The 15,764-nt window shown below is 55.4% G+C and carries 10 protein-coding genes, 2 tRNA genes and 2 rRNA genes; 8 read left to right on the plus strand and 6 right to left on the minus strand.

Translation table 11 applies throughout. The annotated features are described in order from the left end of the window. Positions 1-141 precede the first annotated feature (141 nt). The 6 genes from ACSQ87_RS00005 to ACSQ87_RS00030 form a co-directional block, all read right to left on the minus strand. Positions 142-3,032: ribosomal RNA gene (locus ACSQ87_RS00005) — 23S ribosomal RNA — on the minus strand. 251 nt (positions 3,033-3,283) lie between these two features. Further along, positions 3,284-3,359, minus strand: a tRNA-Ala gene (locus ACSQ87_RS00010). A gap of 27 nt (positions 3,360-3,386) precedes the next feature. Beyond that, positions 3,387-3,463, minus strand: a tRNA-Ile gene (locus tag ACSQ87_RS00015). Between the two features lie 82 nt (positions 3,464-3,545). Next, positions 3,546-5,084 (minus strand): 16S ribosomal RNA (locus tag ACSQ87_RS00020). The 16S and 23S rRNA genes sit together here with 2 tRNA genes alongside, the layout of an rRNA operon. Positions 5,085-5,726: 642 nt before the next feature. Next, positions 5,727-6,947 carry a CaiB/BaiF CoA transferase family protein gene (locus tag ACSQ87_RS00025; RefSeq protein ID WP_223432323.1) on the minus strand — a complete coding sequence of 407 codons (1,221 nt, stop codon included), beginning with the start codon at positions 6,945-6,947 and terminating at the stop codon, positions 5,727-5,729. Positions 6,948-6,960: 13 nt separating this feature from the next. Beyond that, positions 6,961-8,142 (minus strand): acyl-CoA dehydrogenase, encoded by a 1,182-nt coding sequence (locus tag ACSQ87_RS00030; protein ID WP_223432324.1) that lies wholly within the window; start codon positions 8,140-8,142, stop codon positions 6,961-6,963. 157 nt (positions 8,143-8,299) lie between these two features. On the opposite strand from ACSQ87_RS00030, the gene ACSQ87_RS00035 reads away from it, so the two are divergent. The 8 genes from ACSQ87_RS00035 to ACSQ87_RS00070 all read left to right on the plus strand — a co-directional run bounded on the left by ACSQ87_RS00035 (position 8,300) and on the right by ACSQ87_RS00070 (position 15,671). Next, the gene (locus tag ACSQ87_RS00035) at positions 8,300-9,199 is read left to right on the plus strand and encodes a LysR family transcriptional regulator (protein ID WP_201184411.1); all 900 of its coding nucleotides are present in this window, start codon (positions 8,300-8,302) and stop codon (positions 9,197-9,199) included. A gap of 435 nt (positions 9,200-9,634) precedes the next feature. Continuing rightward, on the plus strand, positions 9,635-10,756 hold the full coding sequence (locus ACSQ87_RS00040; protein WP_223431503.1) for a Re/Si-specific NAD(P)(+) transhydrogenase subunit alpha: 1,122 nt from the start codon (positions 9,635-9,637) through the stop codon (positions 10,754-10,756). 15 nt (positions 10,757-10,771) lie between these two features. After that, positions 10,772-11,095: an NAD(P) transhydrogenase subunit alpha gene (locus tag ACSQ87_RS00045; protein ID WP_003187010.1), complete on the plus strand. Its 324-nt coding sequence runs from the start codon at positions 10,772-10,774 to the stop codon at positions 11,093-11,095. Then, positions 11,095-12,531 (plus strand): NAD(P)(+) transhydrogenase (Re/Si-specific) subunit beta, encoded by a 1,437-nt coding sequence (locus ACSQ87_RS00050; protein ID WP_064675292.1) that lies wholly within the window; start codon positions 11,095-11,097, stop codon positions 12,529-12,531. Before ACSQ87_RS00045 ends, ACSQ87_RS00050 begins: the two co-directional genes overlap by 1 nt. A gap of 180 nt (positions 12,532-12,711) precedes the next feature. After that, positions 12,712-14,205, plus strand: coding sequence for an acetyl-CoA hydrolase/transferase family protein (locus tag ACSQ87_RS00055; protein WP_436273117.1), 1,494 nt, complete (start codon positions 12,712-12,714; stop codon positions 14,203-14,205). A gap of 319 nt (positions 14,206-14,524) precedes the next feature. Continuing rightward, entirely contained in the window at positions 14,525-14,740 is a 216-nt protein-coding gene (locus tag ACSQ87_RS00060) for a DUF1127 domain-containing protein (protein ID WP_008154465.1), read from the plus strand. Between the two features lie 258 nt (positions 14,741-14,998). Continuing rightward, positions 14,999-15,208, plus strand: a complete 210-nt coding sequence (locus ACSQ87_RS00065) for a DUF1127 domain-containing protein (RefSeq protein WP_223432326.1) — start codon at positions 14,999-15,001, stop codon at positions 15,206-15,208. A 145-nt stretch (positions 15,209-15,353) separates the two neighbouring features. Then, entirely contained in the window at positions 15,354-15,671 is a 318-nt protein-coding gene (locus tag ACSQ87_RS00070) for a DUF2388 domain-containing protein (RefSeq protein ID WP_008044656.1), read from the plus strand. The last annotated feature ends 93 nt before the right edge of the window (positions 15,672-15,764 follow it).

A 15,764-nucleotide genomic window follows, 5' to 3' on the forward strand; every position in this document is an offset into this window, starting at 1 on the left:
GGGTACTGAACCGTCTTTCGACGTATCAGCAAATTGGGTATGCAATAGATTTGTGTGTTGCGTTGCGAATTTTCGACTTGTGTCGTCTTCACACACCGCAATCTGGTGCCTCTTCAGGTCAGCAAATTGCTTGGGTGTTATATGGTCAAGCCTCACGGGCAATTAGTATTGGTTAGCTCAACGCCTCACAGCGCTTACACACCCAACCTATCAACGTCGTAGTCTTCGACGGCCCTTCAGGGGACTCAAGGTCCCAGTGAGATCTCATCTTGAGGCTAGTTTCCCGCTTAGATGCTTTCAGCGGTTATCTATTCCGAACATAGCTACCCGGCAATGCCACTGGCGTGACAACCGGAACACCAGAGGTTCGTCCACTCCGGTCCTCTCGTACTAGGAGCAGCCCCTCTCAAATCTCAAACGTCCACGGCAGATAGGGACCGAACTGTCTCACGACGTTCTAAACCCAGCTCGCGTACCACTTTAAATGGCGAACAGCCATACCCTTGGGACCGGCTTCAGCCCCAGGATGTGATGAGCCGACATCGAGGTGCCAAACACCGCCGTCGATATGAACTCTTGGGCGGTATCAGCCTGTTATCCCCGGAGTACCTTTTATCCGTTGAGCGATGGCCCTTCCATACAGAACCACCGGATCACTAAGACCTACTTTCGTACCTGCTCGACGTGTCTGTCTCGCAGTCAAGCGCGCTTTTGCCTTTATACTCTACGACCGATTTCCGACCGGTCTGAGCGCACCTTCGTACTCCTCCGTTACTCTTTAGGAGGAGACCGCCCCAGTCAAACTACCCACCATACACTGTCCTCGATCCGGATAACGGACCTGAGTTAGAACCTCAAAGTTGCCAGGGTGGTATTTCAAGGTTGGCTCCACGCGAACTGGCGTCCACGCTTCAAAGCCTCCCACCTATCCTACACAAGCAAATTCAAAGTCCAGTGCAAAGCTATAGTAAAGGTTCACGGGGTCTTTCCGTCTAGCCGCGGATACACTGCATCTTCACAGCGATTTCAATTTCACTGAGTCTCGGGTGGAGACAGCGCCGCCATCGTTACGCCATTCGTGCAGGTCGGAACTTACCCGACAAGGAATTTCGCTACCTTAGGACCGTTATAGTTACGGCCGCCGTTTACCGGGGCTTCGATCAAGAGCTTCGCGTTAGCTAACCCCATCAATTAACCTTCCGGCACCGGGCAGGCGTCACACCCTATACGTCCACTTTCGTGTTTGCAGAGTGCTGTGTTTTTAATAAACAGTCGCAGCGGCCTGGTATCTTCGACCGGCATGGGCTTACGCAGTAAATGCTTCACCCTCACCGGCGCACCTTCTCCCGAAGTTACGGTGCCATTTTGCCTAGTTCCTTCACCCGAGTTCTCTCAAGCGCCTTGGTATTCTCTACCCAACCACCTGTGTCGGTTTGGGGTACGGTTCCTGGTTACCTGAAGCTTAGAAGCTTTTCTTGGAAGCATGGCATCAACCACTTCGTCACCCAAAGGGTAACTCGTCATCAGCTCTCGGCCTTAGAATCCCGGATTTACCTAAGATTCCAGCCTACCACCTTAAACTTGGACAACCAACGCCAAGCTGGCCTAGCCTTCTCCGTCCCTCCATCGCAATAACCAGAAGTACAGGAATATTAACCTGTTTTCCATCGACTACGCTTTTCAGCCTCGCCTTAGGGACCGACTAACCCTGCGTCGATTAACGTTGCGCAGGAAACCTTGGTCTTTCGGCGTGGGTGTTTTTCACACCCATTGTCGTTACTCATGTCAGCATTCGCACTTCTGATACCTCCAGCAAGCTTCTCAACTCACCTTCACAGGCTTACAGAACGCTCCTCTACCGCATCACCTAAGTGATACCCGTAGCTTCGGTGTATGGTTTGAGCCCCGTTACATCTTCCGCGCAGGCCGACTCGACTAGTGAGCTATTACGCTTTCTTTAAAGGGTGGCTGCTTCTAAGCCAACCTCCTAGCTGTCTAAGCCTTCCCACATCGTTTCCCACTTAACCATAACTTTGGGACCTTAGCTGACGGTCTGGGTTGTTTCCCTTTTCACGACGGACGTTAGCACCCGCCGTGTGTCTCCCATGCTCGGCACTTGTAGGTATTCGGAGTTTGCATCGGTTTGGTAAGTCGGGATGACCCCCTAGCCGAAACAGTGCTCTACCCCCTACAGTGATACATGAGGCGCTACCTAAATAGCTTTCGAGGAGAACCAGCTATCTCCGAGCTTGATTAGCCTTTCACTCCGATCCACAGGTCATCCGCTAACTTTTCAACGGTAGTCGGTTCGGTCCTCCAGTTAGTGTTACCCAACCTTCAACCTGCCCATGGATAGATCGCCCGGTTTCGGGTCTATTCCCAGCGACTAGACGCCCTATTAAGACTCGCTTTCGCTACGCCTCCCCTATTCGGTTAAGCTCGCCACTGAAAATAAGTCGCTGACCCATTATACAAAAGGTACGCAGTCACCCAACAAGTGGGCTCCCACTGCTTGTACGCATACGGTTTCAGGATCTATTTCACTCCCCTCTCCGGGGTTCTTTTCGCCTTTCCCTCACGGTACTAGTTCACTATCGGTCAGTCAGTAGTATTTAGCCTTGGAGGATGGTCCCCCCATATTCAGACAAAGTTTCTCGTGCTCCGTCCTACTCGATTTCATGACCAAGAGATTTTCGCGTACAGGGCTATCACCCACTATGGCCGCACTTTCCAGAGCGTTCCGCTAATCTCAAAGCCACTTAAGGGCTAGTCCCCGTTCGCTCGCCACTACTAAGGGAATCTCGGTTGATTTCTTTTCCTCAGGGTACTTAGATGTTTCAGTTCCCCTGGTTCGCCTCTTAAGCCTATGTATTCAGCTTAAGATAACCATCTTATGATGGCTGGGTTCCCCCATTCAGACATCTCCGGATCAAAGTCTGTTTGCCGACTCCCCGAAGCTTTTCGCAGGCTACCACGTCTTTCATCGCCTCTGACTGCCAAGGCATCCACCGTATGCGCTTCTTCACTTGACCATATAACCCCAAGCAATCTGGTTATACTGTGAAGACGACATTCGCCGAAAATTCGCATGCTCTCTTAATCAAGAGCAACTCACAAATTTTACCTTAGCCTGATCCGTTACCAGTGAAAGTAACGTCCAGTCTATCTTTCTATCACATACCCAAATTTTTAAAGAACGATCTAGCCAAAGACTAGAAATCAACATTCACCATCATCACGATGGAATGCTCATTTCTAAGCTTTCAACAAACAGAAGCAGTAGTGGTGGAGCCAAACGGGATCGAACCGTTGACCTCCTGCGTGCAAGGCAGGCGCTCTCCCAGCTGAGCTATGGCCCCGTATTTCTACAGGTTCCCACACAAAATTGGTGGGTCTGGGCAGATTCGAACTGCCGACCTCACCCTTATCAGGGGTGCGCTCTAACCAACTGAGCTACAGACCCAATTTCGGGCTGCTTCTTATCGTCTTCTTCAATGAATCAAGCAATTCGTGTGGGAACTTATGGAGCAGCTGATGTCGTCGATTAAGGAGGTGATCCAGCCGCAGGTTCCCCTACGGCTACCTTGTTACGACTTCACCCCAGTCATGAATCACACCGTGGTAACCGTCCTCCCGAAGGTTAGACTAGCTACTTCTGGTGCAACCCACTCCCATGGTGTGACGGGCGGTGTGTACAAGGCCCGGGAACGTATTCACCGCGACATTCTGATTCGCGATTACTAGCGATTCCGACTTCACGCAGTCGAGTTGCAGACTGCGATCCGGACTACGATCGGTTTTCTGGGATTAGCTCCACCTCGCGGCTTGGCAACCCTCTGTACCGACCATTGTAGCACGTGTGTAGCCCAGGCCGTAAGGGCCATGATGACTTGACGTCATCCCCACCTTCCTCCGGTTTGTCACCGGCAGTCTCCTTAGAGTGCCCACCATTACGTGCTGGTAACTAAGGACAAGGGTTGCGCTCGTTACGGGACTTAACCCAACATCTCACGACACGAGCTGACGACAGCCATGCAGCACCTGTCTCAATGTTCCCGAAGGCACTCCGCTATCTCTAGCAGATTCATTGGATGTCAAGGCCTGGTAAGGTTCTTCGCGTTGCTTCGAATTAAACCACATGCTCCACCGCTTGTGCGGGCCCCCGTCAATTCATTTGAGTTTTAACCTTGCGGCCGTACTCCCCAGGCGGTCAACTTAATGCGTTAGCTGCGCCACTAAGAGCTCAAGGCTCCCAACGGCTAGTTGACATCGTTTACGGCGTGGACTACCAGGGTATCTAATCCTGTTTGCTCCCCACGCTTTCGCACCTCAGTGTCAGTATCAGTCCAGGTGGTCGCCTTCGCCACTGGTGTTCCTTCCTATATCTACGCATTTCACCGCTACACAGGAAATTCCACCACCCTCTACCATACTCTAGCTTGTCAGTTTTGAATGCAGTTCCCAGGTTGAGCCCGGGGATTTCACATCCAACTTAACAAACCACCTACGCGCGCTTTACGCCCAGTAATTCCGATTAACGCTTGCACCCTCTGTATTACCGCGGCTGCTGGCACAGAGTTAGCCGGTGCTTATTCTGTCGGTAACGTCAAAACACTAACGTATTAGGTTAATGCCCTTCCTCCCAACTTAAAGTGCTTTACAATCCGAAGACCTTCTTCACACACGCGGCATGGCTGGATCAGGCTTTCGCCCATTGTCCAATATTCCCCACTGCTGCCTCCCGTAGGAGTCTGGACCGTGTCTCAGTTCCAGTGTGACTGATCATCCTCTCAGACCAGTTACGGATCGTCGCCTTGGTGAGCCATTACCTCACCAACTAGCTAATCCGACCTAGGCTCATCTGATAGCGCAAGGCCCGAAGGTCCCCTGCTTTCTCCCGTAGGACGTATGCGGTATTAGCGTCCGTTTCCGAGCGTTATCCCCCACTACCAGGCAGATTCCTAGGCATTACTCACCCGTCCGCCGCTCGCCACCAGGTACAAGTACCCGTGCTGCCGCTCGACTTGCATGTGTTAGGCCTGCCGCCAGCGTTCAATCTGAGCCATGATCAAACTCTTCAGTTCAAACATCTTTGGGTTTTTAAGAAACCCTAAACTTGGCTCAGCAATCGTTGGTTACATCTTTGATTTCTCGCGGAGTAACTTGTGATGCTGATAATCTTGTTGACTATCAGTCTGACTCCACAAGCACCCACACGAATTGCTTGATTCAGTTGTTAAAGAGCGGTTGGTTAAGATCTTTCGTCTCAACCGAGGCGCGCATTCTACAGCAGCCTCTGTTGCTGTCAAGCGGTTATTTTTCGAAGTTTTCAAAGTTTCCTTTGCAACTTCAACCACTTGCGCTTGCGATCTCTCGTTAGCGGGAGGCGAATTCTACAGCGTTACTCGCTGCTGTCAACACCTCTTTTTCTCCGCTTTCGACCGAGAAGATCGAATCATTAAAAGAGCCAAACCACTTCGCTCTTTCAACTCCTTCTGGGCTTCGATGACCTGAAGCAACTCGCTGTCGAAAACTGCGTAACTCATTGTTTACCAAGGAGTTTTCCGTTTCGACCGCGCCGGAAGTGGGGCGAATTATAGACTTCCAGAATCTGTCGTCAACCCTTAATTGCGCTTTTCTATCAATCACTTGCTGAACGCCGGAAAACAGCCCGTTTCCTCTCTATGCAGGAGAGTAAAACCACTCCCCCTATATAGAAGAAATCCTCAGAGCACCCCGGCCTCTTTGAATGCCGCCACAGCACCAGCATCCAGACCCAACACCCGCTGCAGAACCTCCAGCGTATGCTCCCCTAATAGAGGAGGCGCATTGCGATACTCCACAGGTGTTTCGGACAGACGAATCGGACTCGCCACCTGCGGCACCATCCCGGCCAGCACATGAGGCAGCTCGATGGCCAACCCACGCGCCTTAACCTGAGGATCCGCAAACATCTGAGCCAGATCATTGATAGGCCCGCACGGCACACCTGCTTGCTCCAGCTGCAGCACCCACTCAGCAGTCGTCTTGAACACCGTCGCCTGGCGGATAAGCGGAATCAACACCGCACGATTCGTCACCCGCAACTTGTTGGTCGCAAAGCGTGGATCATCCGCCCACTGCGGCTGACCTGCCACTTCAGCAAACTTGCGGAACTGCCCGTCATTACCCACGGTGAGGATGAAATCTCCATCCGCCGTAGGAAAGTCCTGATAAGGCACGATATTCGGATGAGCATTACCCAAGCGCTTCGGAGCATTGCCCGTAGTCAGGTAATTCATTGCCTGGTTGGCCAGGCAAGCCACCTGAACATCCAGCAGCGCCATATCAATATGCTGACCGCCACCGTCATGATCCCGATGCGCAAGCGCTGCAAGGATCGCCACGGTCGAATAGAGACCGGTCAAAATGTCCGTCAGCGCCACGCCGACTTTCACCGGCCCGGCGCCCTCATCCCCTTCGGGTCGCCCCGTCAGACTCATCAGACCGCCCAGGCCCTGGATCATGAAGTCATAACCCGCGCGCTTGGCGTAAGGGCCCGTCTGACCAAACCCGGTAATCGAGCAATAGATCAGATTCGGATTGATCGCCTTTAGAGACTCATAGTCCAAACCATATGCCGCCAGCCCACCGACCTTGAAGTTCTCGATCAGGATGTCCGACTTCGCCGCCAGATCACGCACCAGCTTCTGCCCTTCAGGCCGGGTGAAGTCGATGGTGACCGATTGCTTGTTGCGATTGGCCGACAAGTAATAGGCGGCCTCGCTAGTGTTCTCGCCATAAGCGTCTTTAAGGAAGGGAGGCCCCCAGGCGCGCGTGTCATCGCCATTACCCGGGCGCTCGACCTTGATCACTTCGGCGCCAAGGTCAGCAAGGATCTGCCCGGCCCAAGGCCCGGCCAGCACCCGCGATAAATCCAGTACCCGTAGATGCGAAAGCGCGCCCATGGCCGTTCTCCTATTAATAGAACGCCTGGATGCCGGTCTGCGCACGACCGAGAATCAGTGCGTGGACGTCGTGTGTACCTTCATAGGTATTCACCACTTCCAGGTTGACCAAGTGGCGAGCAACACCGAACTCATCGGAAATACCGTTACCACCCAGCATGTCGCGCGCCATGCGAGCAATGTCCAGGGACTTGCCGCAGGAGTTGCGCTTCATCATCGAAGTGATCTCGACCGCTGCAGTACCTTCATCTTTCATACGACCCAGACGCAGGCAACCTTGCAGCGCCAGGGTGATTTCAGTCTGCATGTCGGCCAGCTTCTTCTGGATCAGCTGAGTGGCGGCCAATGGGCGACCGAACTGCTTGCGATCCAGAGTGTACTGGCGAGCGGTATGCCAGCAGAACTCGGCAGCACCCAGCGCACCCCAGGAGATGCCATAGCGTGCGGAGTTGAGGCAGGTGAACGGACCTTTCAGACCGCGCACATCCGGGAAAATGTTTTCTTCAGGGACAAACACGTTGTCCATGACGATCTCGCCGGTGATGGATGCACGCAAGCCGACCTTGCCGTGAATCGCCGGAGCGCTCAGGCCTTTCCAGCCTTTCTCCAGTACGAAGCCACGGATGTCACCCGCATCGTCCTTACCCCATACGACGAACACATCGGCGATCGGGCTGTTGGTGATCCACATCTTGCTGCCGGTCAGGCTGTAGCCGCCTTCCACTTTGCGTGCACGAGTAATCATCGCGCCTGGGTCGGAGCCGTGGTCAGGTTCGGTCAGACCAAAGCAACCGATCCATTCACCCGAGGCCAGTTTCGGCAGGTACTTCTGCTTCTGGGCTTCGGTACCGAATTCATTGATCGGCACCATGACCAGCGATGACTGCACGCTCATCATCGAGCGGTAGCCGGAGTCGACGCGCTCGACTTCACGGGCGATCAGGCCGTAGCTGACGTAGTTCAGACCGCTGCCGCCATACTGTTCAGGGATGGTCGCGCCCAACAGACCTATTTCGCCCATCTCGCGGAAGATCGCCGGGTCGGTCTTTTCATGGCGGAAAGCTTCAAGAACACGCGGCGCGAGCTTCTGCTGAGCGAATTGCTCAGCGGTGTCGCGGATCATGCGTTCTTCTTCGGTGAGCTGTTGATCCAGCAGCAGGGGATCGATCCAGTTGAAGCTAGCTTTACCGCCCATGAGTGTGTCCTCTCGAATCGTGTCAAATAACGTGGGCTGATCCTAGGCCGGGTTCGGCATTACGGCAAACGAGGATTTTGCATACTGTTGTGCTAATTTCTCACTCCGAAACATCGCAAAATAGCTTTTATGCGATGTATTAGTGAGGTAGACGTACATGCGCAGGAAAATTCCCAGCACAACGGCGCTGATCAGCTTCGAAGCGGCAGCTCGCCACGAAAGTTTTACCAAGGCAGCTCAGGAGCTTTCTCTCACTCAGGGCGCCATTTGCCGACAGATCGCCAGCCTTGAGGAGTTCCTCAGCGTAGAACTGTTCCGACGCTCGCGACGCGGAGTCAAGCTGACGGAGGCCGGTCTTTCCTACAGCCGCCGGGTGGCCACCCAACTCGATGCCGTTGAACGAGACACCTTGTCAGTGATGGGCCAGCAAGGTGCCAACGTGATCGAGCTGGCGGTGGTTCCAACCTTCGGCACTCAATGGCTGCTGCCACGACTCAAGGACTTCCAGCAAAAACACCCGGAAGTGACGGTCAACCTCACCAACCGAACGCGCCCGTTCCTGTTTGCCGACACCGACTTCGATGCCGCGATCTATTTTGGCGATGCGGACTGGTCGGGTACTGAATCCCACAGGCTGATGGGCGAAAATCCGATGCCGGTGTGCAGCCCCAATCTCATGGGGAAAAAGACAACCCTGTCTCCCGGCGACATCGCCGAATTGCCCCTGTTGCAGCAGACCACCCGCCCTTATGCCTGGCGTCAGTGGTTCAACTCCCAAAACCTTAATATCCCTCGAGACATGACAGGGCCGCGCTACGAGCTATTCTCCATGCTTGCCCAAGCGGCCATGCACGATATGGGAATAGCGCTGATTCCACCGTTCCTGATTCAACGTGAACTGGCCGAGAAGCGCCTGGTCATTGCCAACGCCCAGGCGTTATCAAGCATCAAGGCGTATTACTTGATGATTCCCGAGCGAAAGGTCGAATCGGCCTCTTTAAGGGCATTTCGCGATTGGCTGGTCAATCAGGCACAGAGCTACAGCCTAGAAGGATAAAGGCCTCGCCTGATTAGCTGACCTCGTAGTCAGTAAACCAAAAGCACTACAGATATAAGTATTTGTCGCATATTCGAAGACTGTACCGACAAGCAGTACAAACGTCCCACAAGAGCCTGAAAACGTGGCCTTGAGCCTCTATTGCGGAGCAATAACGACTCATTCACCTGACCGATGCGTAAATTCTTCAATTTTTACAAGAATCCTTACAAGGCACGGCCTGCAAGGGATTGAACTGGGTAGTTGCGACATTCGGTCACGGGGTGACTTGTAGTTAATTTTCCGTCACCCGTCATAAACCCTTGAAGGGCACTAAGTTCGCCTGCAAAATGCCGCGCCCCGCCCTGATTTGGCGGGATCGTGCTGATCGGCCGCCCCAGCCGCACCATCCGAAGTGCCTGGGTTTACTCAATAAGATCACGCAGGAGATTTGACGTGCACATTGGTGTTCCTCTCGAAACCCAGACCGGTGAAACACGGGTTGCTGCAACCCCGGAAACCATCAAGAAGCTGATCGGCCAGGGGCATAAGGTCACTGTGCAAAGCGGCGCCGGCATTAACGCCAGCGTTGTCGACAGTGCCTATGAAGCGGCAGGCGCAATTATTGGCAGCGCCAACGATGCGTTGGGTGCCGAGCTGATTCTCAAGGTGGTCGCCCCCAGCGACAGCGAACTGACGCTGATTAAAAGCGGCACCGTTGTGGTGGGCATGCTCAACCCGTTCAGCAATGAAACCATTGCCAAGCTGGCTGAGTGCGGCATTACCGCTTTCGCATTGGAGGCCGCGCCGCGCACCTCCCGCGCTCAGAGCCTGGATGTGCTGTCTTCTCAAGCCAACATCGCCGGTTATAAAGCCGTGTTGCTGGCCGCTCACCACTATCCACGCTTCATGCCGATGCTGATGACCGCTGCAGGTACCGTGAAAGCCGCGCGGGTGCTGATTCTCGGCGCAGGCGTAGCCGGTTTGCAGGCGATCGCTACGGCGAAACGTCTGGGTGCAGTGATCGAAGCGTCTGACGTACGTCCTGCGGTAAAAGAGCAGATCGAATCCCTCGGCGCCAAGTTCGTTGACGTGCCTTACGAGACCGATGAAGAGCGCGAATGCGCCGTCGGTGTCGGCGGTTACGCGCGCCCGATGCCCGCCAGCTGGATGCAACGTCAGGCCCTGGCCGTGCACGAACGCGCCAAGCAGGCTGACATCGTGATCACCACCGCACTGATCCCGGGCCGCAAGGCACCGACGTTGTTGAGTGCGGAAACCGTGGCGCAGATGAAGCCGGGCTCGGTGGTCATCGACCTCGCGGCAGCCCAGGGCGGCAACTGCCCGCTGACCGTGGCCGATCAGGTCGTCGTCGAGAATGGCGTGATCATTTGCGGCCCGACCAACCTGGCCGGCGCCGTCGCGGCAGACGCTTCGGCACTGTACGCGCGCAACCTGCTGGACTTCCTGAAGCTGGTCTTCAACAAAGAAGGCCAGTTCGAGATCAACCTCGAAGACGACATTGTCGCCGCGTGCCTGATGTGCCGCGACGGCCAAGTCATCCGCAAAAACGCCTAAGCAGGGATTCAGACGATGGAAGAGCTTATCTCCCCCGGTATCTACAACCTGATCATCTTCGTGCTGGCGATTTATGTCGGTTATCACGTGGTCTGGAACGTTACACCTGCACTGCACACGCCTTTGATGGCGGTGACCAACGCCATTTCGGCGATCGTGATCGTCGGCGCCATGCTGGCGGCGGCGTTGACCGTCACACCTCTGGGCAAGACCATGGGCACCCTGGCCGTGGCGCTGGCGGCGGTGAACGTATTTGGTGGCTTCCTGGTGACCCGGCGCATGCTGGAAATGTTCAAGAAAAAAGCCCCAAAAGCCGTAAAAGAAGAGGCGCCTAAGTAATGAGCATGAATCTTGTCACGACGCTCTACTTGATCGCGTCGATCTGCTTCATCCAGGCCCTCAAAGGCCTGTCGCACCCGACTACGTCGCGGCGCGGCAACCTGTTCGGCATGCTTGGCATGGCGCTGGCCATCCTGACCACCGTGGGCCTCATCTATAAGCTCGGCGCAGAGCTGGCCACCGCCGGGATCGGCTACGTCATTGTCGGCCTGCTGGTCGGCGGTACCGCCGGGTCGATCATGGCCAAGCGCGTTGAAATGACCAAGATGCCGGAACTGGTCGCCTTCATGCACAGCATGATCGGTCTGGCCGCAGTCTTCATCGCCATTGCGGCGGTGGTCGAGCCGCAGTCTCTGGGCATCGTCAAACAGCTAGGTGATTCGATTCCGGCCGGTAACCGCATGGAGCTGTTCCTTGGCGCAGCGATTGGTGCCATCACCTTCTCCGGTTCGGTAATTGCCTTCGGCAAGCTGTCGGGCAAGTACAAGTTCCGTCTGTTCCAGGGCGCACCGGTACAGTTCAGCGGTCAACACAAGTTGAACCTGGTGTTGGGCCTGGCGACGCTCGGCCTGGGCATCACTTTCATGCTGACCGGCAACCTCGGCGCCTTCGCCCTGATGCTGGCCCTGGCCTTCGTGATGGGCGTGCTGATCATCATCCCGATTGGCGGCGCGGACATGCCGGTGGTGGTGTCGATGCTCAACAGCTACTCCGGCTGGGCAGCGGCGGGCATCGGCTTCTCGCTGAACAACTCGATGCTGATCATCGCCGGTTCGCTGGTGGGTTCGTCCGGTGCGATCCTCTCGTACATCATGTGCAAAGCGATGAATCGTTCTTTCTTCAACGTACTGCTCGGCGGTTTCGGCGGTGCAACGGAAACCGCAGGCCCCGCTGGCGCCAAGGAAGCTCGTCCGGTGAAGTCCGGCTCGTCCGATGACGCCGCGTTCCTGCTGACCAATGCCGACACCGTGATCATCGTGCCGGGCTATGGCTTGGCGGTGGCACGTGCCCAGCACTCGCTGATGGAACTGGCGGAGAAGTTGACTCACCGTGGTGTCACTGTGAAGTTTGCGATCCACCCGGTCGCCGGGCGGATGCCAGGGCACATGAACGTCCTGCTGGCCGAGGCCGAAGTACCTTACGAGCAAGTGTTCGAGATGGAAGACATCAACTCCGAGTTCGGTCAGACCGACGTGGTGCTGGTGTTGGGCGCCAACGATGTGGTCAACCCGGCGGCGAAGAACGATCCGAAATCGCCGATTGCCGGCATGCCGATCCTCGAGGCCTACAAAGCCAAGACCGTCATCGTCAACAAGCGCTCGATGGCCAGCGGCTATGCCGGCCTGGACAACGAGCTGTTCTACCTCGACAAAACCATGATGGTCTTCGGCGACGCCAAGAAAGTCATCGAAGACATGGTCAAAGCCGTCGAGTAAAACCTGCTCCAGCGCAATACCCAAAACCTCAGCCTTTAGTAGGCTGGGGTTTTTTATTGCCCGCTAAAAACCGACCAAAGGCTCTAAATCGGGGCTCTGCATTCGACCATGGTAGCGGGAGGAATTTTTTTGAAGTCACTAGACTGCACACCTTGCTTTCGTTGCCCGAGATGACAATCCATGTACCGTGATCGTATTCGCTTGCCTTCGTTGTTGGATAAAGTGATGAGCGCTGCTGACGCCGCCGCTCTGATTGAGGACGGCATGACCGTCGGCATGAGTGGCTTCACTCGCGCCGGCGAAGCCAAAGCCGTGCCCCACGCATTGGCCGAGCGCGCCAAAATCACCCCGCTGAAAATCACGCTGATGACCGGCGCCAGCCTGGGCAATGACCTCGATAAACAGCTCACCGAAGCCGGCGTATTGTCACGACGCATGCCCTTCCAGGTCGACAGCACCCTGCGCAAAGCCATTAACGCCGGCGAAGTGATGTTCATTGACCAGCATCTGTCGGAAACCGTGGAGTCGCTGCGCAATCAGCAACTCAAGCTGCCGGACATCGCGGTGATTGAAGCCGTGGCGATCACCGAGCAGGGCCATATCGTGCCGACCACGTCGGTGGGTAACTCGGCCAGCTTCGCGATTTTCGCCAAACAGGTGATCGTCGAGATCAACCTGGCGCACAACCCCAATCTCGAAGGCCTGCACGACATCTATATCCCGACCTATCGGCCGACCCGCACGCCGATCCCGCTGGTAAAGGTTGACGATCGCATTGGCAGCACTGCCATCCCGATTCCGCCGGAAAAGATCGTCGCTATCGTGATCACCAATCAGTCCGACTCGCCATCCACCGTACTGCCGCCGGACGTTGATACCCAGGCCATTGCCGACCACCTGATCGACTTCTTCAAGCAGGAAGTGGCTGCCGGGCGCATGACCAACAAGCTCGGCCCGCTGCAAGCCGGGATTGGCAACATCGCCAACTCGGTGATGTGCGGCCTGATCGACTCGCCGTTCGAAGACCTGACGATGTACTCCGAAGTGCTTCAGGACTCGACCTTCGACCTGATCGACGCCGGCAAGCTGAGTTTTGCTTCGGGCAGTTCGATCACCTTGTCGAGCCGTCGCAATACCGATGTTTTCGGCAACCTTGAGCGCTACAAGGACAAACTGGTCCTGCGCCCGCAAGAAATCTCCAACCACCCGGAAGTGGTGCGCCGGCTCGGCATCATCGGCATCAACACGGCGCTTGAGTTCGACTTGTACGGCAACGTCAACTCCACCCACATCTGCGGCACGCGGATGATGAACGGCATCGGCGGCTCGGGCGACTTTGCGCGCAATGCGCATTTGGCGATCTTCGTAACCAAATCGATCGCCAAGAGCGGCGCGATTTCCAGCGTGGTGCCGATGGTCAGCCACGTCGATCACACTGAACATGACGTCGACATCCTTGTCACCGAGATCGGTCTGGCGGACTTGCGTGGCCTGGCGCCGCGAGAACGCGCTCGAGTCATCATCGACAACTGCGTGCACCCGGACTATCGCCAAGCCCTGGATGACTACTTCACAGCCGCGTGTGAACTCGGCGGACATACGCCGCATATCCTGCGTGATGCCCTGGACTGGCACATAAACCTGGAAGAAACCGGGCGGATGCTCGCGGTGTAATTGGTACAGATAGCAGCTGACGCAAACACAGTTTCGTCAGCTCGCTGTTGCCAGACTAAATTCTGAATAAAACTGTACTGCTGTACCGGTCTTTTCCTACCGTAATTGCCTACCTTTTCGAGTCAATCAGCCAAAAATGCACCATGTCAGTGCAGATAGGTACAGTTGCCTCAATTTTGACCAGTACACCACCCTTTAACAGTTAACTGGTCCCTCACAATACAGGTGAACTGTATCTAGAGAGACTGGCCAAACGAGAGGATCATTGGCATCAGTTAAACCACTACCTAATCCCGCCATAAGCGGAAGGATGTCAACCATGGAACGTACACTCAGTTCCGAGCTGTTTTTCGAAGACAACGCTGTAAAAACCCAGGCCTCCACGCCTCTTCGCGTTCTCGCCAACCTGATGCTGTGGCAGCGCCGCATCTCCAGCCGCCATCAACTGGCTCGTCTGGATTCGCGTCTGCTGGCTGACGCAGGGATTAGCGAAGCACAACGCTACGAAGAGCTGAGCAAGCCGTTCTGGCGCTAAGTTAGCGTCGCTGGCTCTGACCCACCGGGTCCACCGCCAGCACTCCAAATTGAAAAAACAAAGCCCGTCGTGGGAAACCACGACGGGCTTTGTCGTTTTGGACCCTCGACATGGGTCATACAGAATAGATACCGCTTTATAGGTACAGTTTTACTATTTAAACAACTGAACCAGTACAATTTAAGCGCAGTGTGTCTGTTGCGGAAGAGAGGACGGGATCACCATGAAATCCCGAACTGCCCGCTAAAGGACTGCGCCATGAATCGCTTACTGGATGTTTCCGTTTCCACGCCTCAATCAACGCCTCGCTCCCACTGGGTTCGTAGATTGCTCAGGGGCCTCGCCAACAGCCTGGAAAGGGCACGAACCCGGCGTTTATTGGGCCAACTTGATGACCGGCAACTCTCAGACCTGAACATCAGCCAGGCGGATCGTCTCAACGAATTGGATAAACCGTTCTGGCGTTAGCTTCCTGCTTGAACAGACGGGACTGTGCGAACCGATACTCATAGGCCTAATATCCAGATTGAACGTGGCGAACGCTGCATGATTGGCGTCTGATTCAACAGACACTGCGCCATCTCTCAATCGGTTTTCCCAAAGGAGTTTCACCATGTCCCGTCTTCGTCTGCTCAGCGCTGCAGCCTTGCTTGCCGTGGCCGCCAATTCCCACGCCACCAGCTTTATCGTGACCACCGATGCCGTCGTCGGCGCGCTCAAGGCCACGTCCGATGCGACCTCCGATGTCACTTCTTCCTTTCGCGATGACAAAATCGTGCGCGCCGCCCGTGACGACGCCGCCAGCTTCGTGGCCAGCGAAGGCGCCATTCGTGGCGTGAAACTGGAAAGCGCACTCGACCATATTCGCCACCAGGCACCTCAGCTGAACGCGACTGATGCACAACTGGCGCAAGCCATACTAACGATCTAAGCGACATCACTGACGTGGGACACGCCCGCCGTGTCCCAATGTTTCGGCGCTGGCTCTAGATCGGGCGTTGCGCTAGCCTTGCGACTCGCCTTC

Origin of the sequence: Pseudomonas sp. LjRoot277, assembly GCF_964253845.1 — a bacterium.
Taxonomy (GTDB): domain Bacteria; phylum Pseudomonadota; class Gammaproteobacteria; order Pseudomonadales; family Pseudomonadaceae; genus Aquipseudomonas.

Coding starts and splice junctions, on each gene's coding strand:
- ACSQ87_RS00065 (WP_223432326.1), top strand. CDS start 14,999: ATGAATCGCTTACTGGATGTTTCCGTTTCCACGCCTCAATCAACGCCT.
- ACSQ87_RS00035 (WP_201184411.1), top strand. CDS start 8,300: ATGCGCAGGAAAATTCCCAGCACAACGGCGCTGATCAGCTTCGAAGCG.
- ACSQ87_RS00025 (WP_223432323.1), bottom strand. CDS start 6,947: ATGGGCGCGCTTTCGCATCTACGGGTACTGGATTTATCGCGGGTGCTG.
- ACSQ87_RS00060 (WP_008154465.1), top strand. CDS start 14,525: ATGGAACGTACACTCAGTTCCGAGCTGTTTTTCGAAGACAACGCTGTA.
- ACSQ87_RS00030 (WP_223432324.1), bottom strand. CDS start 8,142: ATGGGCGGTAAAGCTAGCTTCAACTGGATCGATCCCCTGCTGCTGGAT.
- ACSQ87_RS00055 (WP_436273117.1), top strand. CDS start 12,712: ATGTACCGTGATCGTATTCGCTTGCCTTCGTTGTTGGATAAAGTGATG.
- ACSQ87_RS00070 (WP_008044656.1), top strand. CDS start 15,354: ATGTCCCGTCTTCGTCTGCTCAGCGCTGCAGCCTTGCTTGCCGTGGCC.
- ACSQ87_RS00045 (WP_003187010.1), top strand. CDS start 10,772: ATGGAAGAGCTTATCTCCCCCGGTATCTACAACCTGATCATCTTCGTG.
- ACSQ87_RS00050 (WP_064675292.1), top strand. CDS start 11,095: ATGAGCATGAATCTTGTCACGACGCTCTACTTGATCGCGTCGATCTGC.